At 71.6% G+C, this 18,618-nt stretch carries 16 protein-coding genes; 12 read left to right on the forward strand and 4 right to left on the reverse strand.

Going from position 1 to position 18,618, the window contains the following annotated elements; translation table 11 throughout:
• Positions 1-14: 14 nt before the first annotated feature.
• Entirely contained in the window at positions 15-848 is an 834-nt protein-coding gene (locus AAFF41_RS28950; RefSeq protein ID WP_343324849.1) for a hypothetical protein, read from the reverse strand.
• Positions 849-1,314: 466 nt separating this feature from the next.
• Here AAFF41_RS28950 and purN point away from each other — a divergent pair, with 466 nt between their 5' ends.
• Both purN and purH read left to right on the forward strand, forming a co-directional pair.
• The gene (purN, locus tag AAFF41_RS28955; protein ID WP_060898685.1) at positions 1,315-1,935 is read left to right on the forward strand and encodes a phosphoribosylglycinamide formyltransferase; all 621 of its coding nucleotides are present in this window, start codon (positions 1,315-1,317) and stop codon (positions 1,933-1,935) included.
• The gene (gene purH, locus AAFF41_RS28960) at positions 1,932-3,521 is read left to right on the forward strand and encodes a bifunctional phosphoribosylaminoimidazolecarboxamide formyltransferase/IMP cyclohydrolase (RefSeq protein WP_067366834.1); all 1,590 of its coding nucleotides are present in this window, start codon (positions 1,932-1,934) and stop codon (positions 3,519-3,521) included. The genes purN and purH overlap by 4 nt, the downstream gene beginning before the upstream one ends.
• A 55-nt stretch (positions 3,522-3,576) precedes the next feature.
• Here the strand turns inward: purH and AAFF41_RS28965 are convergent, their stop codons facing one another.
• Entirely contained in the window at positions 3,577-4,692 is a 1,116-nt protein-coding gene (locus AAFF41_RS28965; protein WP_343324850.1) for a helix-turn-helix domain-containing protein, read from the reverse strand.
• A 224-nt stretch (positions 4,693-4,916) separates the two neighbouring features.
• On the opposite strand from AAFF41_RS28965, the gene AAFF41_RS28970 reads away from it, so the two are divergent.
• Entirely contained in the window at positions 4,917-5,348 is a 432-nt protein-coding gene (locus AAFF41_RS28970) for a peptidase inhibitor family I36 protein (protein ID WP_060898688.1), read from the forward strand.
• A gap of 307 nt (positions 5,349-5,655) precedes the next feature.
• On the opposite strand, the gene AAFF41_RS28975 is transcribed toward AAFF41_RS28970, so the two are convergent.
• Positions 5,656-6,264, reverse strand: a complete 609-nt coding sequence (locus AAFF41_RS28975) for a proline-rich domain-containing protein (RefSeq protein ID WP_343324851.1) — start codon at positions 6,262-6,264, stop codon at positions 5,656-5,658.
• Positions 6,265-6,544: 280 nt separating this feature from the next.
• On the opposite strand from AAFF41_RS28975, the gene AAFF41_RS28980 reads away from it, so the two are divergent.
• The 8 genes from AAFF41_RS28980 to AAFF41_RS29015 all read left to right on the forward strand — a co-directional run bounded on the left by AAFF41_RS28980 (position 6,545) and on the right by AAFF41_RS29015 (position 15,870).
• Positions 6,545-7,399 carry a bifunctional methylenetetrahydrofolate dehydrogenase/methenyltetrahydrofolate cyclohydrolase gene (locus AAFF41_RS28980; protein ID WP_054233749.1) on the forward strand — a complete coding sequence of 285 codons (855 nt, stop codon included), beginning with the start codon at positions 6,545-6,547 and terminating at the stop codon, positions 7,397-7,399.
• A 319-nt stretch (positions 7,400-7,718) separates the two neighbouring features.
• Positions 7,719-8,186, forward strand: a complete 468-nt coding sequence (locus AAFF41_RS28985; RefSeq protein ID WP_343326370.1) for a DUF3017 domain-containing protein — start codon at positions 7,719-7,721, stop codon at positions 8,184-8,186.
• A gap of 268 nt (positions 8,187-8,454) precedes the next feature.
• Positions 8,455-9,090, forward strand: a complete 636-nt coding sequence (locus AAFF41_RS28990; RefSeq protein ID WP_343324852.1) for a helix-turn-helix domain-containing protein — start codon at positions 8,455-8,457, stop codon at positions 9,088-9,090.
• Between the two features lie 396 nt (positions 9,091-9,486).
• Complete coding sequence (locus tag AAFF41_RS28995; protein WP_343324853.1) at positions 9,487-10,806, forward strand: XRE family transcriptional regulator; 1,320 nt, start codon at positions 9,487-9,489, stop codon at positions 10,804-10,806.
• Between the two features lie 804 nt (positions 10,807-11,610).
• Positions 11,611-12,600, forward strand: coding sequence for a malate dehydrogenase (locus tag AAFF41_RS29000; protein ID WP_266584999.1), 990 nt, complete (start codon positions 11,611-11,613; stop codon positions 12,598-12,600).
• A 237-nt stretch (positions 12,601-12,837) separates the two neighbouring features.
• Positions 12,838-14,541, forward strand: coding sequence for a hypothetical protein (locus tag AAFF41_RS29005; protein ID WP_343324854.1), 1,704 nt, complete (start codon positions 12,838-12,840; stop codon positions 14,539-14,541).
• On the forward strand, positions 14,534-14,896 hold the full coding sequence (locus AAFF41_RS29010) for a hypothetical protein (protein ID WP_075028428.1): 363 nt from the start codon (positions 14,534-14,536) through the stop codon (positions 14,894-14,896). Before AAFF41_RS29005 ends, AAFF41_RS29010 begins: the two co-directional genes overlap by 8 nt.
• A gap of 41 nt (positions 14,897-14,937) precedes the next feature.
• Positions 14,938-15,870 carry a hypothetical protein gene (locus tag AAFF41_RS29015; RefSeq protein WP_343324855.1) on the forward strand — a complete coding sequence of 311 codons (933 nt, stop codon included), beginning with the start codon at positions 14,938-14,940 and terminating at the stop codon, positions 15,868-15,870.
• Between the two features lie 7 nt (positions 15,871-15,877).
• Here the strand turns inward: AAFF41_RS29015 and AAFF41_RS29020 are convergent, their stop codons facing one another.
• Entirely contained in the window at positions 15,878-16,801 is a 924-nt protein-coding gene (locus AAFF41_RS29020) for a GNAT family N-acetyltransferase (RefSeq protein ID WP_343324856.1), read from the reverse strand.
• A gap of 270 nt (positions 16,802-17,071) precedes the next feature.
• On the opposite strand from AAFF41_RS29020, the gene AAFF41_RS29025 reads away from it, so the two are divergent.
• Entirely contained in the window at positions 17,072-18,610 is a 1,539-nt protein-coding gene (locus AAFF41_RS29025; RefSeq protein ID WP_343324857.1) for an aldehyde dehydrogenase family protein, read from the forward strand.
• Positions 18,611-18,618: the final 8 nt, after the last annotated feature.

Genomic DNA, 18,618 nt, shown 5'->3' on the forward strand with positions numbered 1-18,618 from the left:
ATGTCCCGTTTGCGCTAGCCGCGTGTTCCCAAGACGCCCCTCAGGTCCTTCGGGAGGAGGTCGTTGCAGGACTGTTTGGCGGAGTTGGTGAGGGCGTCGTTCGTGCAGGAGTAGTAGTCGCTGTACACGAGCTGCGCGGTGAAGGTCGCGGCGACCATGATGATCGCCAGGGACGCGGTGACGAGGCCGCTGACCGCGGCGGTCGTCTGGGGGCGGGTGTTCGCGTCGGGGGCCGGGATGTCCGGGTCCTGCGCGCGCGGCTTGGCACGCAGTGCGCTGACGCCCCAGTACAGGGCGAGCGCACCGAGCAGCAGCGCCACGTAAGGCCAGCTGAACAGGGCGAAGAAGAACGCCCACATTCCGGAGAGCAGCGCGTAGCGCGCGCGGCGCTGGGCGGGGTCCGTCGGGTCCCAGCGCATTCCGGCGCCCGGCCCACCGCCGGGACCTTCCGGGCCGCCCTGACCGTGCGGAGCCCCGGGACGGTCGCCGAAACCGCCACCGGACGAACGCCCCGGCTGCCGGTCGCTCCACTGGCTGCCCCATGGGGACTGTCCGGGGTCGGACCCGGGGCCGGAACCGTCGTTCTCGTTCGGGCTGTGGCCGGACGCGGGACGTCGAGGCTGCCAGGGGCGGTCGGGCGTGCCCTCCGGCGGCGGAGCGAAGGGATTGTCATCGGAGCCGGAGCCGGAGCCGGAGCCGGAGCCCGTGCCGGAGTCTGTGTCCGGGCCGTGTCCGTCCGCGGAACCGTTCCCACCCGCGGGCGTGTCCCCGCTCTCCCGCGGCGGGGTAGGCGAAGGGCGCCGCTCGCGCAGCAGCAGCGGAGGGAGTCGGAGACTGCGGTCCGGCATCAGGTGTGCGTCTTCCCCTTGGTGGTTCTGGCGGGCGGCGTGTCCACACGGCATCGTGTTCGCGACGCTCACCCCGAGCGTCCTGCCCGGGGCTCGCACCCCGGGCGTTCGTTTTCAGGATCAGGACCCGGGATTCTCGCCCCGGATACCGCTCCGTGGAGTCCCTGCCCCGGGTTTTCCGTCCGAGACCCGCGCCCCGGACGTTCGCCCCCGGGGCTCGTACCCCGAACGTTCTACCCGTCCCAGGTCAACGTCCCAAGCGCACAGGGCGTTCCCCCGTGCTGAACGGTGTTCCCGGAGGGATCCACCGCAGACGCTACCTTCCGGCCACGCCCCCGTCCCGTGGGGGCCGCCCGGTGTGCCGGTATCGTTGCTGACGGTCGGCCGCTTTGTAGACTTCCCCGTATCCAGGGGCGCGAAGCATTCGTACGACCGTACAAACGCTCCCCCGAGAAAGGGCCCCGTCGTGGCCAAGACCAAGCGCCTCGTCGTGCTGGTCTCCGGATCAGGCACGAATCTGCAGGCACTGCTCGACGGCATCGCCGCGGCCGGGCCGGAGGCCTACGGGGCCGAGATCGTGGCCGTGGGCGCCGACCGCGACGGCATCGAGGGGCTCGCCCGGGCCGAGCGGGCCGGGATCCCCACCTTCGTCCGCCGCGTCAAGGACTACGACACCCGGGACGAGTGGGACGGCGCGCTCGCCGAGGCCGTCTCCGACCACGAGCCCGACCTGGTGGTCTCCGCGGGGTTCATGAAGATCGTGGGGAAGGAATTCCTCGCCCGGTTCGGTGGGCGGTTCGTCAACACGCATCCCGCCCTGCTGCCCAGCTTCCCGGGGGCCCACGGCGTACGCGACGCGCTCGCGTACGGCGCGAAGGTCACCGGCTGCACCGTCCACTTCGTCGACGACGGCGTCGACACCGGACCGATCATCGCTCAGGGCGTGGTGGAGGTCCGGGACGAGGACGACGAGAGCGCTCTGCACGAGCGCATCAAGGAAGTCGAGCGAAGACTGCTCGTCGATGTCGTGGGGCGGCTCGCCCGCAACGGCTATCGCATTGAGGGACGAAAGGTAGTTATCCAGTGACCGCCGACAGCACAGTCACGGCCGAGAGCACCGAGGGCACCAAGCGGGTCATCCGGCGCGCGCTCGTCAGCGTCTACGACAAGACCGGGCTCGAAGAGCTTGCCCGCGGGCTCCACGAGGCCGGTGTCGAGCTCGTCTCCACCGGCTCCACCGCCGCGAAGATCGCCGCGGCCGGGGTCCCCGTCGTCAAGGTCGAGGACCTGACCGGCTTCCCCGAGTGCCTCGACGGCCGCGTCAAGACCCTGCACCCCAAGGTCCACGCCGGCATCCTCGCCGACCTGCGTCTGCCCGACCACCAGCGGCAGCTGGAAGAGCTGGGCGTCAAGCCGTTCGATCTCGTCGTCGTCAACCTCTATCCCTTCCGTGAGACCGTCGCCTCGGGCGCGACGCCCGACGAGTGCGTCGAGCAGATCGACATCGGCGGCCCCTCGATGGTCCGTGCCGCCGCCAAGAACCATCCGTCCGTGGCCGTCGTCACCAGCCCCGACCGTTACGGCGACGTCCTCTCCGCCGTGAAGACCGGCGGCTTCGACCTCACCACCCGCAAGCGGCTCGCGGCCGAGGCCTTCCAGCACACGGCCGCGTACGACGTCGCCGTCGCCTCCTGGTTCGCCTCCGAGTACGCCCCCGTCGACGCCTCCCGGTTCCCCGACTTCCTCGGCGCCACCTGGGAGCGCGCGCACACCCTGCGCTACGGCGAGAACCCGCACCAGCCCGCCGCGCTCTACACCTCGGGCGCCGGCGGTCTCGCGGAGGCCGAGCAGCTGCACGGCAAGGAGATGTCGTACAACAACTACACGGACACGGACGCCGCGCGCCGTGCCGCGTACGACCACGAGGACCCCTGCGTCGCGATCATCAAGCACGCCAACCCGTGCGGCATCGCGATCGCCTCGAACGTCGCCGAGGCGCACCGCAAGGCGCACGCCTGTGACCCGCTGTCCGCGTTCGGCGGTGTGATCGCGGTCAACCGGCCGGTCACGAAGGAGATGGCGGAGCAGGTCGCCGAGATCTTCACCGAGGTCATCGTGGCGCCCGAGTACGAGGACGGCGCCCTCGAAGCCCTCACCAAGAAGAAGAACATCCGCGTGCTGCGCGCCCACCGCGCGCCCGCGAACCCGACCGAGCTCAAGCCGATCGACGGCGGCGCGCTGCTCCAGGTCACCGACCGTCTCCAGGCCGACGGTGACAACCCGGCGAGCTGGACCCTGGCGACCGGTGACGCCCTGAACGAGGGCGAGCTCGACGAGCTGGCCTTCGCCTGGCGGGCCTGCCGCGCGGTGAAGTCCAACGCGATCCTGCTCGCCAAGGACGGCGCCTCGGTCGGCGTCGGCATGGGCCAGGTCAACCGCGTCGACTCCGCGAAGCTCGCGGTCGAGCGGGCGGGCGCCGAGCGGGCCCGTGGGTCGTACGCGGCCTCGGACGCGTTCTTCCCGTTCCCCGACGGTCTGGAGATCCTCGCCGAGGCGGGCGTCAGGGCCGTGGTCCAGCCCGGCGGTTCGGTCCGTGACGAGCTGGTGGTCGAGGCCGCGAAGAAGGCGGGCATCACCATGTACTTCACGGGGACGCGGCACTTCTTCCACTGATCCGCGGTAGGTCGGTGCGTGCGCGGCGGTCCACCGGGGTTCCGGTGGGCCGCCGCTACCGTGCCGGCGCGGTGGTGGTGGCGCCCTTGACCGCGCGCTCGCAGTTCGGCCAGTCGTGGAAGTCGCGCTTCCTGCTCCAGAGGCGTTGGGCCGCCCTGATGTTCCACTCGGGGTCCAGCGCCTGACGCGGGGTCCCGCCCAGCTCACGCAGGCGCAGGTCGGAGATCTGGAACAGACCCCAGTTACGGGTGCCGTTGGTGTTGGGCAGGATGTGCAGCGGGTCGAGGAACGACTGGCAGTCCGCGATGGCGACCGCCGCGTCGGGCGCGTCGGTGAAGACCGCGCGGATGTGCTGCCGTACCTTCGCCGGCGGCCAGACGGTCATGCGTACGTTCGAGGTGTAGAGCGCCTTCTTGGTGGCGTCCCCGACGACTCCGTTGGGCTGGAGACCGCTGAACACCTGGAAGGCGGTGACCCGGCGCAGCGTCTGCGGGCCGAAGTCCGAGTCGACGTCGATGTCCGCCCCCTTGGCGTGCAGCAGCCGTTGTACCTCACCCACGCACGCGTCGTGCTGGCCCATGGCCACCACGGGCTGACAGGCGGCCGAGAAGAGCAGACGGCCGTCCGCCGCGGAGCCGCCGCCGCTGCTGCCGGACGACGGGTGATCGGTCGTCAGGGCCCAGGCGGAGACACCGAGCGTCAGGACCACGGCGCCGATCACCACGACACGGAACCGGCCCTGCCGGAACTGGTCACGACCGAACCGGCCCTGACGGACCGGCCGAACGGGCCCGACCTCGACCGCTCCCGGCTCGACCGCTCCCGGCTCCACCGCTCCCGGCTCCACGGCGCCGTCACTGTCCACGAGATCGACGACCTCGACAACGTCTGCGTCGGCCTCCGTCCCCGTCCCCGGTTCCGTCCGGGCGGCGTCGGCCAGGGCCCACTGCCGGTGCAGTGTCCGCAGTTCGTCCGGGGTCGCGCCGCAGGCGGTGGCGAACCGGTGCACGCTGCCGTAGTCCTGGGGCACCGAAGTGCCGCGGCAGTAGCGGTGCAGTGTGGATCCGGCCGTGCCGGTCTTCTTGGCGAGGGCCTCGTAACTCAGACCGGACCGGTTCTTCAGCGAGCGCAACAGCGCGGCGAACCGTTCGGTTTCCGGGCACGCGGGCATCGCGGTTCCCCCCTGGCACTTACGGCACGCTGGTCAGACGTTCCAGTGGCTGGACACAGTAGCCGTCCCACGGCCGTCCCAGGGGTTAGATAACGCGCCAAGTAGCGGGCGTCCGGCCGTCCCGGCGTCCCAGCCCGCCCGGTCTCCTTGCCCGGCCGGGACACGCGTTGCCACCTTCTGGCTGTCCGACCACCAGCAGCCGCATCGCAAGGAGAAACAGACCCATGAACCTTTCCGTGACACGTCGTCCGCGCCGACTCTCCCCGCTGCTCGCGACCCTCGCCGTCAGCGCGGCGGCCGCCACCACGCTGGCCCTGCCCGCCTCCGCGTCGGCGGCACCCGCCTCGGCCGCCGCCGTGGACTGCGCGTCGGGTGACGTCTGCTTCTGGACCGGCTTCAACTTCACCGGCAGCAAGTGCTCGTGGAGCGTCGCCGACCCCGACTGGCAGAGCGGCGCCATCAAGTGTTCCTGGGCCGCCACGACGAACGTGAAGTCGGTGTGGAACGCCGGCACCGGGTCGTACAGCGGTGTCGCCTTCTACGCGAACACCAACTACAACGGCCGGATCGGCTGCACCCGGCAGCAGCAGGGCGGCAACCTCGCCGGTACCTACAAGGTGCGGTCCCACCAGTGGATCACCGGTAACTGCGGCTGACCCGGAGGGCGGCTCGCGCACGGGCGCGGCGGTGGTCTCCGGCCCCCTCGGGGGAGGGGCGGAGACCACCGCCGTTCCGGCACGCGAACCAGGCCTGTGAGACCCGGTCCGCCCTGTCTACGTGCCTCCCGCCGACCGATGGAGGCAGCCCGTCGCTTTGGCGGCGGGTGGTTGACGGCACACAGACGCACTGGGGCCGTGTCCCCCCTGCGCAGGGTGAGACACGGCCCTCGGAGCGAATCGAATGGCGGGAAGTCGCCTTCGTGGCCTCGGAGTCGGCCTCGTGGCGGCTGTGCCGCCGGTGGCCTCAGACCGCGTACTTCGGGCGGTCGAACCAGGCGGCGCCGTCCGCCTTGCCGACGAACACCGCGATGAGGATGGCGAGCACGGTGTGCACCAGACCGATGACGATGAACGGGTAGATCCCGAGGATCGCGGTGAGGATGCCGAACACCAGCGCGGCGATGCGGACCCCGCTGCCGCCGTTCGCGCACTTGACGCCGAGCCAGATCGCGAAGACGCCCCACGCCAGGACCGCGACCGTGATGCCCCACAGGACACCGGCCGAGTAGTCCGCGAGCTGCTGGAACTGGACGTCGTTCTTGAGGTCCGCGTTGTTCTTCGCGGCGGAGACGGCGAGCGCCGAGATCGCGATCAGGACGGCGCCGAGCACCTGGAGACCGCCGATGACGAACAGCATCACGCGCGCGGCCTTGACCGTGCCGGGCATCTCCATCGCGCCGCCGGGGTAGCCGCCGTACGGCTGCTGGCCGATCGGCGGGGCCTGCGGGTAGCCGTAACCGGGCTGCTGCGGGGCGCCCTGGGGGTAGCCGTAGCCGGGCTGGCCCTGGGGCGGGTAGCCGGCCGGCTGGCCCTGCGGGGGACCGTAGGGGTTGTTCGGGTCGCCGAAACTCATGGCGGGTGTTCCTCCGTTGCCTGGTGCGGGGACGCGCGGCAAGGTGCGGAGGAGAGTTCTACAGAGCGGTCCGTCCCCCCGGTACTGTCCGCGGCACTGTGATGTTCATCGTTCTCAATGCCTTACTTATTTGTCCAGAGCCCTTCCGATGGTGTTGTGCAGGTGTTGTGCAAGTGCAACATCGCTGATCACGGTTGATCTCGGCTGATCTCGGCTGGTCACAGGGGGAAAGGGGCGCCCGGATTGGAACCGGGAGCGGGTCATCCGCGAGGATGGGGTCATGACCGCCCAGATTCTCGATGGCAAGGCCACCGCAGCCGCGATCAAGTCCGATCTGACCGCCCGCGTGGCGGCTCTCAAGGAGAAGGGCGTCACGCCCGGCCTGGGGACCGTCCTGGTCGGCGACGACCCCGGCAGCCAGAAGTACGTCGCGGGCAAGCACCGCGACTGCGCCCAGGTCGGTATCGCCTCCATCCAGCGTGAACTGCCCGCGACCGCCACGCAGGAGGAGATCGAGGCGGTGGTGCGCGAACTCAACGAAGACCCCACGTGCACCGGTTACATCGTCCAGCTCCCGCTCCCCAAGGGCATCGACGAGAACCGCATCCTGGAACTGATGGACCCGGACAAGGACGCCGACGGCCTGCACCCGATGAACCTCGGGCGGCTGGTCCTCAACGAGCCGGCCCCGCTGCCGTGCACCCCCAACGGCGTCCTCACCCTGCTGCGCCGCTACGGAGTGGAGATCAAGGGCGCCGAGGTCGTGGTCGTCGGCCGCGGGGTGACGATCGGGCGTCCGATGCCGCTGCTGCTGACGCGGCGCAGCGAGAACGCGACGGTCACCCAGTGTCACACCGGCACCCGTGATCTCTCCGCGCACCTGAAGCGCGCCGACATCATCGTCGCCGCGGCCGGGTCCGCCCACCTCATCCGCGCCGAGGACGTGAAGCCGGGTGCCGCCGTCCTCGACGTCGGTGTCTCGCGCAGCGCCGAGGGCAAGATCGTCGGAGACGTCCACCCGGACGTCGCCGAGGTCGCCGCGTGGATCTCCCCGAACCCCGGCGGCGTGGGCCCGATGACCCGCGCCCAGCTGCTGGTCAACGTGGTGGAAGCGGCGGAGCGCAGTGTCGGCTGACAGCGGCCCCGAGGACGCAGCGGCCCGCGACATCGACGCCGACACCGGCTCCGACGCCGGCTCCGACGCCGGCTCCGACGCCGACACCGGCTCCGACGCCGAGTCGGCCGTACGGGGAGCCGCGTCCGTGAACGGCGGGTCGGCCGTGCGGAGGGCGGTGAAGGGTGAGTCCGTCGTGCGGGAGGCGGGGTCCGTGGACGGTGAGGCCGGTCCTCGGAAGGCGGGGTCCGTGGGCGGTGAGTCCGTCGTGCGGAAGACGGGGTCCGTGAACGGCGTGGCCGGTTCGGGGAAGGCGGGGTCCGTGAACGGCGTGGCGGGTGTGCGGGAGACCGAGGGTGCCGAGGGCGAGCCGGGTGCGCTCGACGCCGTGAGCGCGCCCGACGCCGAGGGGAAGCCGCGCCGCACCACAAGGCGCTTTCCCCTGTTCACGAGGGACACCGCGCGGCCCGAGGGCGGCGGCCGGGCGGCGGGCGGCGACGCCCCGGCCCCGGCCCGCCAGTGGCCGATCCTCGCCGTGCTGTCGGCCGTCGGACTCGGCCTGCTGCTGACCGCCCTCGACGTGTTCCGGCTCGGCACGATCCTGATCGGCGCCGCGCTGCTGGCCGGTGCCGTGATGCGCTGGATGCTGCCCGACGTGGGCATGCTCGCGGTCCGTTCCCGCTTCACGGACATGCTCACGTACGGCGTGCTGGGCGTCGCCATCGTGCTGCTCTCGCTGATGGCACAGCCCAACCCGTGGCTGGTCATCCCGTTCCTGGACGACACGCTGCATTTCACGGTCCGCTGAGACCCCCGCGCATGCCCTGAAGCAGGGCGCGGCCCGTCCCCTCCCCCAGTAAGGACGGGCCGCGGCCGGGCGGCCGGACCGCCCGGGTCAACCCTTCTGTATAGGCACCGCCTGTACAACAGCCGTCAGTTCCCTGTGGCACGGAAGTGACCATTCCGCCACGGTGTCCGCGCCGCGTGACGGGAACCGTCCACCGCCCGGCGCCGTCAATCGCTCACAGGGAACGACACGGGGCGCCTGGTGAGCGCCGCGGGAGGTGGGTGAAGCGATGAGTGCCTGGCAGCCGCTGCCGGAGGAGCTTCCGGCGGAGGTACGGCACTTCGTCGAGCAGTTGCGGCTGCTCAAGGACCGCACCGGGATGAGCCTGGTCGCGCTGGGCACGCGCACCGCGTACAGCAAGTCCTCCTGGCAGCGCTACCTCAACGCGAGCCAGCCGCCGCCGCGGCAGGCGGTCGTCGCCCTGTGCCGGGTCGCGGGTGTCGCGGGCGAGGAGACCGAACGCTTCGGGGTGCGCTGGGAACTGGCGGTGCGGGCCTGGCCGCGCGAGCCCGTGCCGCCCGTGTCGTCCGGGCCGCCCGTACGGGTACCGGCGGGCGGTCCCGTCCCCGGCCCCGTCCCCGGCCCCGTCCCCGGCCCCGTCTCTGTCCCCGGCGGCGAATCCGCTCCCGGCGCCGAGGCCTCCGTCCCGGCCGTGCAGGGCGTTCCCGTCGCGCGCGCCGATTCCGCCGCGCGTGGCCGTGACGGCTACGAGGAGGACCCCACGCTCCCGTGGTGGGACCTGCTCGACGAGGAGTCGTCCCGGCGGCCCGCCGGGCCCCGTACGCCCCGCCTCCTCCTCTACGCGGCCCTCCTCGCCGTCGTCATCCTCCTCGCCGCCGTCGTGGGCGCCGTCACCCTCGGGTGAGCTGAGCGTTCTCGTGACGGGTGAGGTCGCACCTGTGTTCCCGTTGTGTCGATGTCTTGACAAGTTCAAGGATTTACCCTGATCCATCCCAACAACCCGGATAGCGTGGCCAATCGGGACGGTATCGGACGTCCTGTTGCGGAGGACGAGGGTCCGATTGGCGGGCATGACGTCGATGGGACAATGGGCCGCAGCCCGTGGGGCGTGCAACGGTGCATGCCCGGGCCCGAATGCTCCCGTGCGCCCCCATCCCGGGAACTGAGATCCTGACCGATCGCATCCCTGTGGGTAGCCAGAACGGGGACCGGCGGGGCCGGGGGACTCGGCGGACGGGTGCCGAAACACGCGGGGGAACAGTCAGGCACGTACGGGGGGAAAGAAGCAGGGGGAGCAGTAATGCCTCGTTGGAGGGACTTGCCGGATGAACTCGATCCGCAGGTCAGGGAGTTCGCCAGCCAGTTGCGCCGACTGGTCGACCGGAGCGGGCTGGGCATCGCCGCGGTGGCCGACCGTACGGGCTACAGCAAGACGTCCTGGGAGCGGTACCTCAACGGTCGGCTCCTCGCGCCCAAGGGCGCGATCGTCGCCCTGGCCGAGGTGACCGGGACCAATCCCATCCATCTGACGACCATGTGGGAGCTGGCCGAGCGTGCGTGGAGCCGCTCGGAGATGCGCCACGACATGACCATGGAAGCGATCCGGATCTCCCAGGCGCGCGCCGCGCTAGGGGAGTTCGGGGCGCCCCCGGCGAAGGGGAGCAACGGCAAGCAGGCCCGCAAGGGGGGCAGCGCGACCGCGACGCCCGGCATCACGCCGGGGATCGCCGGGCCCGCGGGGGTGTCGCCGACGGTGCCGCCGCAGCCGTCCGCCACGGAGGTGGAGGACTCGTCGTTCGGCTCTTCGTCGTCGCTCGGGGGCGGGGCGCGTGGGGGTGCCGGGTACGGCGGGTCCTCTTCGGGCGGGTCTTCGGGAGGGCCTTCGTCCGGTGGGGGCTCGCGTGGCGGGGGCTGGGGGGTCGTCGCCACGCCGTCCGATGACGGGGGGCGGTTCGGTCCGTCGACTCCGGCGACGGGGGCCGTGGGGCCGGGGGGTTCCGCGGGTTCTGTGGGTTCCGCGGGTTCTGGGGGTTCGTCGGGGCCGGGCGGTTCCGTGGGTGCGGCCGGGTCTGTCGGTGCCGGTGGGCCGGGTGCGCCCGTGGGGGGATCCGGCCCGGACGTGGCGGCGCGGCGTAAGCGGCGGCTGACGATGTTCCTCGCGGGGGTTGTGGGTGCGCTCGTGGTGATAGCCGCGGCCGTGTACTTCACCGGGGGCGGCGACGGCAAGAAGGCGGCGAGCGCGCCGAAGACGCCCTCGACGTCCGCCGCGGTCAATCCCGATCTGCCGGCCGGGGTGAAGTGCAGTGGCGCCGACTGCACGGGCAAGGACCCGGAGAACATGGGGTGCGGTGGGCAGCTGGCGACGACCAGCACCAGCATCACCGTGGGGACCACTCTCGTCGAGGTGCGCTACAGCAAGACCTGCGCCGCGGCCTGGGCCCGGATCACCCAGGCCGTGATCGGTGACTCGGTGCAGGTGACGGCCGGTACCGCTGCCAAGCAGACCGGGACCGTCGACAACGCCACCGATGCGTACACCCCGATGATCGCCGTGAAGGATGCCGCCGAGGCGAAGGCGTGCGTCACGTTGAAATCGGGCCAGAAGGGCTGCACGAAGTGAAGTAGCGGGGGGATCGGCTGGGGTGGGTGGGCACGCACAACACGGTCCCTCGCCCCCGCCGCCCTTACCCGTCCCCTCCCCCAGGGGCTCCGCCCCTTCGACCCCGCCAGGGGCGCTGCGCCCCCTGGACCCCCCGCGTCGGCCTCCGGCCCCGTCCTCGAACGCCGGTCGAGCCGAGGCTTTCAGGGGCGCGGGGAACTGCGTGCCCCGCCCCCACCGTTCCGCGGACGTGGCAGCATCCCGCAGGGAACTGGCGCTCAGCCCCCACCGTCCCGCAGTCGAGGAAACCCCCGAGGGGCCGCGCGAGCAAGAGCCCCCCACCAACCGTCGGCCGACAAGAGCCCCACCCACCAACCGTCGGCCAAAAGGCAAAAGGCAACAGGCGGCCGGAATTTCGGGGTGCAGCGCCGTCCCCCGGGGTGCGGGGAACTGCGGGAGCAACCCCCGCTCACCCGCAGTCGAAGAAACCCACCCTCGAAAGCCGATGCCCAGGAATGTTCCGGCGCCGTTGGGGCAGGCGCAACGTACCCCCACGGGATCCGGCCCCCGGCCGGTCACCCCGACGGCGGTCGTCGCGTCACCCTCTCCCGGACCGACGGCCGCCCCGCCGGGGGGTTGTGGGGTGGGCCACACGGGACCCGGCCGTCCGGGATCCTGGATGCGCGATAGCCTGACGGCGGATCTCTCTTGACGCCGAGAGATCGATCATCGGTTCCTTTGATCGATCATTGCGGTGGACGCAGGGGACGATCCTGCACCCCGGGGCAGGGACGCCCCACCGCCTGCTGTCATACGGAGAACGCCATGACCCGCACTCCCGTGAACGTCACCGTCACCGGCGCGGCCGGCCAGATCGGTTACGCCCTGCTCTTCCGCATCGCCTCCGGCCAGTTGCTCGGCGCGGACGTGCCGGTCAAGCTGCGCCTCCTGGAGATCACGCCGGCGCTGAAGGCCGCCGAGGGCACCGCGATGGAGCTCGACGACTGCGCCTTCCCGCTGCTCGCCGGCATCGACATCACGGACGACCCGAACGTCGCCTTCGACGGCACGAACGTCGCGCTGCTCGTCGGCGCCCGCCCCCGTACCAAGGGCATGGAGCGCGGTGACCTGCTCTCCGCCAACGGTGGCATCTTCAAGCCGCAGGGCAAGGCCATCAACGACCACGCCGCGGACGACATCAAGGTCCTCGTCGTCGGCAACCCGGCCAACACCAACGCCCTCATCGCCCAGGCCGCCGCCCCGGACGTACCGGCCGAGCGCTTCACCGCGATGACCCGCCTCGACCACAACCGCGCGCTGACCCAGCTCGCGAAGAAGACGGGCTCGACGGTCGCCGACATCAAGCGGCTCACCATCTGGGGCAACCACTCCGCCACCCAGTACCCGGACATCTTCCACGCCACGGTCGCCGGCAAGAACGCCGCCGAGGTCGTGAACGACGAGAAGTGGCTCGCCGAGGACTTCATCCCGACCGTCGCCAAGCGCGGTGCCGCGATCATCGAGGCCCGTGGCGCGTCCTCCGCCGCCTCGGCCGCCAACGCCGCGATCGACCACGTGTACACCTGGGTCAACGGCACCGCCGACGGTGACTGGACCTCCATGGGTATCCCCTCGGACGGTTCCTACGGCGTGCCCGAGGGGATCATCTCCTCCTTCCCCGTCACCACCAAGGACGGCCAGTACGAGATCGTCCAGGGCCTGGACATCAACGAGTTCTCCCGCGCCCGTATCGACGCCTCCGTCAAGGAGCTCGAGGAGGAGCGCGACGCGGTCCGCGGTCTCGGTCTGATCTGACGTACCCGGCTCACCTGAGTCACTCGCAACTCATCGGCCCCGCCCGGGAAGTGCTCCGGGCGGGGCCGACGCATGCGTACAGAAAGTACGCATCGAACGTACGTGCTTTCTCGCTGTATGCGGGGGTGCACGGGGAGTAACTCTCGCTATCGTCGTGACGTACGGTCCGGTAGGGAAGCGCAGGGCTGCTCAAGAGAGCTGGGGCGCGACCGGGGGAGACACACGGGGGTGGTCCCAGTGACGGAATCGGAGAGACGGTACGCACACAGCGAGGCGACACGGCTGTTGTGTGCCGGAGTACATCTGGACACCGTGTTCCGGGCACGGGTCATCGACGAACTCATAGGGCACGAGGAGCGGCCCGCGGCACCGTCCCTCGGTGTCGACGTCGTCGCCGTGCTCGCGCACGCGCTGCGCGCGCGCCGCAGGGAGGCGCTGACCGGGCTCGGGCTGCTGGCCATCTGGGTCGTGTTCTTCCTGGTGGAGATGGTCCGGGCGGCCACCGGCGTCGCAGACGCGGGACCCCAGGGTTTCGCGGAGGCGTTCGGCGCCCTCGCGGTCTTCTTCTACGCCGCCGTCTGCTTTCTGCTGTGGTCCGCGCGGGTCGCGTCCGGGTGGGGCATGAGCATGTACGCCGCGAGCCGGGACGAGTCCGCCCGGCTGCGGCTGCCGCGCAGGGCGACCGCCTGGGGGCTCACCTTCATGGCGCGGGCCGCGGAGCTCGCCTACTGGGTGTACGCGTTCACCCAGTTGCTCCACGACCCCTTTCTGGTGATCTTCCCGCTCCTGCTCACCTTCGTGATCGGTGCCCACCGCTCCCAGGTGGCCGCGGTCATGAGCGTCGAACTGTCCCGGGACGCCTTCGCCCGTACGACCGTGGCGCTGCCCATGGGCAGCGAGCGTCAGCTCCGGGTCGCGCGGGCCGTCACCTGGGAGCAGCACGCGTCCGTGGCGCTCTACGACGCCCACCGGCCGTTCGTCGGCGCGGGAAAGCCGTACGAGCCCTGGTCGTTCGCGATGGAGATCACCCCCGCCAAGAAGCCGTTCGACGGCCTGAACGGCAAGCTGCCCGAGCAGACCGGCGACGGTTCGGCGAACGGACGCCGCCCGCCGGTGCAGTTGACCAACCGGCAGATCCTCGACCTGGTCGTACCGAAGCTGGAGGCGCTGCGGGAGTCCGCCGCGCGCACCAGCCGGGACCGGCTCAAGGACCTGGAGGTCGAGGAGTTCGTCTACCTGCCGTACGGCGTGGGCCGCAATCAGGGTGTGTACGAGCCGTCGTCGGCCCGGCTGCACCTGGACGGGGCGGTGGACGAGGGCGGCGAGGCGCGCCGTCACTTCCTGCGGGTCAGGGTCGGCGCCTGGGACGAGCAGGTGGTGGTCTCGGTGCTGGTCCGCGTCCACACGCAGGGCGGGATGCTGGTCCTGGAAGTCGTGCCGCACGTGCTGGGGCCGATCTTCGAGGAGTACCGGCGCGTCGACTTCATCGCGGCCTCCGGGGAGGGCGCGACGGGGCGTGAGGTGTTGCGGACGGTGCTGTCCGCCCCGGCGACGGGCGTGGTGGCCGGGTTCTCCATGCTGCGCACCCTCGTCCAGTGCCTGCGCACCTGGCTGGCCCGGCCCGAACAGGCCCCGCCGGACGCCCCGTTGGTGTCCGTGCGGGAGATGGGCAGCACCGACCGGCTGTCGCTGTTCCAGGAGATGGACGTCAGCCGTTACATCAAGACCGTCGAGGACCGGATCGCGAGCGGCGTGCGCGAGGCGCTGCGGCGCAGCGGCTGTGAGACGGGCAGCTTCGAGCAGAACATCTTCAACGTGGCCGCGGGCGGCCAGTTCATCGGGCAGATGAGCGGCGGCACCGCGGTGGGCCGGATCAGCAAGAGCGCCGTCTCCATGGGCAGTGGGGGCGCGTCGTACAACGAGGGGAACAGGGATGACTGAGGGCTCGGGCGGGCGGGTCGACCGGATCACGCGCAGTGCGGTGAACTTCGGCGACCACGGCACCGCGAACTATCACGAGGCGCCGCCCGCGGCCGGCGCCGACGAGACGACCGTGGCGCTCCTGGAGGCCGTCCGCACGTTGCGCGATCATCTGCGGCTGCTCACGGAGACCGACGACACGACCGGCCTCGACGGCGAACTGGCCGTGGTGCAGGGAGAGATCGAGAGAACGGGCCAGGCGGACCCGGCGCGGCTCGGCCGGCTGCGGATGCGCCTGGAGACCGCCGCCGCGGCCGTGGCGGGGCTGGCGTCGACGGCGGCCGTGGTGCAGGTGATCGCGCAGCTGGCTGGATAGCGGTCGGCGCGGGTCGGGTCTAGTGGGAACGGGGTGACGAGGTGGCGCAACGGTGGGACGAGGACCGCCAGCGGTGGGTCGACGACGACGGCGCGGGCGGGCAGGGCAGGGGCGGGGCCGGTGGTGGCGGGGTGCCGCCGGACGCGGAGCAGCAGTGGTGGGCGTCGGCGACGACCCAGGCGGGGCCACCGCGCCCGCCCGAGACGCCCCTGCCACCACCGTCGTGGTCCGGGCCCGGCGGGAGTTCCGGCGGCGGCCGGGGTCCGGCCCCCACGGACTCGCGCCGGCTGCTGGTGGTGATCGTGGCCGTCGCCGTCCTCGCGGGCGGTGTCGGAGGTGCGGTGTGGGCGCTGACCAGGGGCGACTCGTCCGGGCACACCGGCGCCGACCCGTCGCGCCCGGCGGTGACCGTCACCGCGACCCAGAGCGTTCCTTCCCCGGACACCGGGTACACCTCCGGGAGTCCGGACATCTACGCCGGTTCGGGCGGGTCCAGCGACCCGGCGACGCAGCCCACGACCCCGGAGCCGTTGCCCGGCTACAGCAGGTCGGTGGATTCGGTGGGCTACACGGTGGACGTGCCCGACGGCTGGGTACGCGAGGAGGTCCAGGGCAAGCTGGCGCCGGTCGTCACCTACACGGCCCCCGGCGGCAGCAGCAGGCTCATGCTGTTCGAGGTCAAGGAGAGCTCCCTGGCGGAGTCGTCGTCCCAGGCCGAGGCGATCTCGCAGAAGCTCCCGGGGTACCGGCTCATCGAGCGGCAGAACGGCACCGACTGGACGGAGGTCACCTACCGCTACGACAGCCCGCAGAAGGGCGCCACGCACGTGGTCGACCACCGCTTCCGGGCCGCCGACGGCACGCTCTACGCGATCAACGCGAGCGGCCCCGAGGGCGTGGACATGACGGGCCCACTCACCACGGCCCTGAACTCCTTCTGCCCCGCCGACACGAACTGCGCGAGCAGTACCTAGTCCTCCGTCAGTTCTGCGCCGATCCTCCGCGGGTCCTCCGACGGGTTGGCAGCCGCTTCTCGAACCAGTGGGCGGCGTAGACGTTGTCGTCGTAGCGCGGGATCTCGGTGTAGCCGCACGCCCGGTACATCGCCTGCGCCTCGGTGAGCACCGCGTGGGTGTCGAGGCGCACGACGCCGTACCCGCGCGCGACGGCCGCCCGCTCCAGTCCGTCGAGGATCCGGCGGGCGAGGCCGAGCCGCCGGGCCTCGGGCCGCACCCACACATGCCGGATCTCGCCGGTGTCCGGTGCGAGCCTGCGCAGCGCCCCGCACCCCATGGGACGCCCTTCCTCGTACGCGACCAGGAAGGCGCCCGAGACCCCCGACACCTCGTCGGGCCGTACGAGGGCGGCGGGGTCGAAGCCCTCCGGGAACCGTGCGTCGATGTCGGCGGCGTACCCGGCGAGGCACTCGCGCGCGTCGCGCGACGCACCGTCGACGGACTCGACGGTGATCGCGGCCAGCCGCAGCAGCCGCTCGGCGGCGGTGATGGCGGCGGTGAGCTCGCCGCGCCGGCGCTCGTCGAGGGAGCCGAGCAGCCCCTCGGCCAGCGCGTCGGCCCGCCGGTTCTGCTCCTCGACCTCGACCCGCCCGGCCGGCGTGAGCTCCGCGACCCGCAGCCGGCTGTCCTCGGCCGGGACGCTCACCCGCACGAGCCCCTGAGCCTGCAGCGCCCGGACCATCCGGCTCAGGTACCCGGCGTCCAGGCCGAGCCGGCCGCGCAGCTCCCGCAGCGAGGCCCCGTCCCCGATCTCGAACAGCAGCCGCGCCTCGCCGAGCGGCCGGTCCTGTCCGAGGTAGTGGTCGTCGAGCGCTCCGATGCGCCGGGTGAAGTACCGGTTGAAGCGCCGCAGCGCCCGTACGTCCTCCGCTGACACCGACCGAGTCATCCTTTGACTTTAGTCAAAGAAAGCCCGGACCGCTTCGGAACTTCTGCAGTTCGCTTCCCGGCTGCGAGATGGCGACCGAGTCGGCCGGTGTGCGTTTTGCGGTTTTTGGTCGTATTTCTGCTCTTTTTTCAGTGACGCCGGGCACTTTCGGTCACTGGTTGTGCATGCATTCCGGGTCGAGGGGCAGGCGCTCCCGGTCCCCGAGAGCGACACGCGTGTGACACACGGGCACGCAGGGGCACGGAACAGGAACGGAAGGCAACACCGACCATGGCCGGACACCAAGCGCACCAGGCTCAGCAGGCACAACAGACCCTTCACGTGGGTGGAGAGTGGCGGGAGGCCGTCTCCCGTGCCACCCGCGAGATCCTCGATCCCGCGGATGCCAAGCCGTTCGCCGTGGTCGCGGAGGGCGACGAGCGGGACGCGGACGCAGCCGTCGCCGCCGCCCGCCACGCCTTCGACACGGGGGAGTGGCCCCGCACCCCCGTCGCCGAGCGCGCCGCGCTGCTGCGCCGCGTCGCCGACCTCCTCGTCCGCGACCGCGAGGAGCTGGGACTCCTGGAGAGCCGCGACGCGGGGAAGACCCTGGAAGAGGGGCGGGTCGACATCGACTGTGTCGCGGACGCCTTCCGGTACTTCGCCGACCTCGTCGTGGGGGAGGGTGGCGGACGGGTCGTCGACGCCGGGTCAGCCGACGTCCACAGCGTCGTCGTGCACGAGCCCGTCGGTGTCTGCGCGCTGATCACCCCCTGGAACTACCCGCTCCTGCAGGCCAGTTGGAAGATCGCGCCCGCCCTCGCCGCCGGGAACACCTTCGTGGTCAAGCCGAGCGAGATCACCCCGCTGACGACGGTCGCGCTGATACGGCTGCTCGCCGAGGCCGGCCTGCCCGCCGGGGTCGCGGGCCTCGTGACCGGCCCGGGGCACACGGTGGGCGCACGCCTCGCCGAGCACCCCGACGTCGACCTCGTCTCCTTCACCGGCGGCCTGGTCAGCGGCACGAAGGTGGCGCGGGCCGCCGCGGAGAGCGTCAAGAAGGTCGCCCTGGAACTCGGCGGCAAGAACCCCAACGTCGTCTTCGCCGACGCCTGCGCCACGGACGAGGACTTCGACACCGCCGTCGACCAGGCACTCAACGCCGCCTTCATCCACAGCGGCCAGGTCTGCTCGGCCGGATCCCGGCTCATCGTCGAGGAGTCCGTCCGCGAGCGCTTCGTCGCCGAACTCGCCCGCAGGGCCGGCCGGATCAGGCTCGGCCGCGGCACCGAGGACGGCGTCGAGTGCGGCCCCCTCGTGTCGGAGGGACAGCGCGAGAAGACCGAGGCGTACGTCGCCTCCGCGCTCGCGGAGGGCGCGGTGCTGCGGGCGGGCGGCCGCCGCCCCGAGCCGTCCGCCGAACGGCCCGCCACCGGGTACTTCTACGAGCCGACCGTCCTCGACCAGTGCCACCGGGAGATGAAGGTGGTCCGCGAGGAGGTCTTCGGGCCCGTCCTGACCGTGGAGACCTTCCGCACCGAGGACGAGGCCGTCGCGCTCGCCAACGACACCGAGTACGGGCTCGCGGGCGCCGTCTGGACCACCGACGCGGGCCGCGCCCGCCGCGTCGCGGGACGGCTGCGGCACGGCACCGTCTGGATCAACGACTTCCACCCCTACCTCCCGCAGGCGGAGTGGGGCGGCTTCGGGAAGAGCGGTGTGGGGCGCGAACTGGGCCCGGCGGGCCTCGCCGAGTACCGCGAGACCAAGCACGTCTACCAGAACCTGGCGCCGAAGCCGGTCCGCTGGTTCGCGGGCCTACCCCAGTGACGTAGCCC

The organism is Streptomyces mirabilis (assembly GCF_039503195.1).
Taxonomy (GTDB): Bacteria; Actinomycetota; Actinomycetes; order Streptomycetales; family Streptomycetaceae; genus Streptomyces; species Streptomyces mirabilis_D.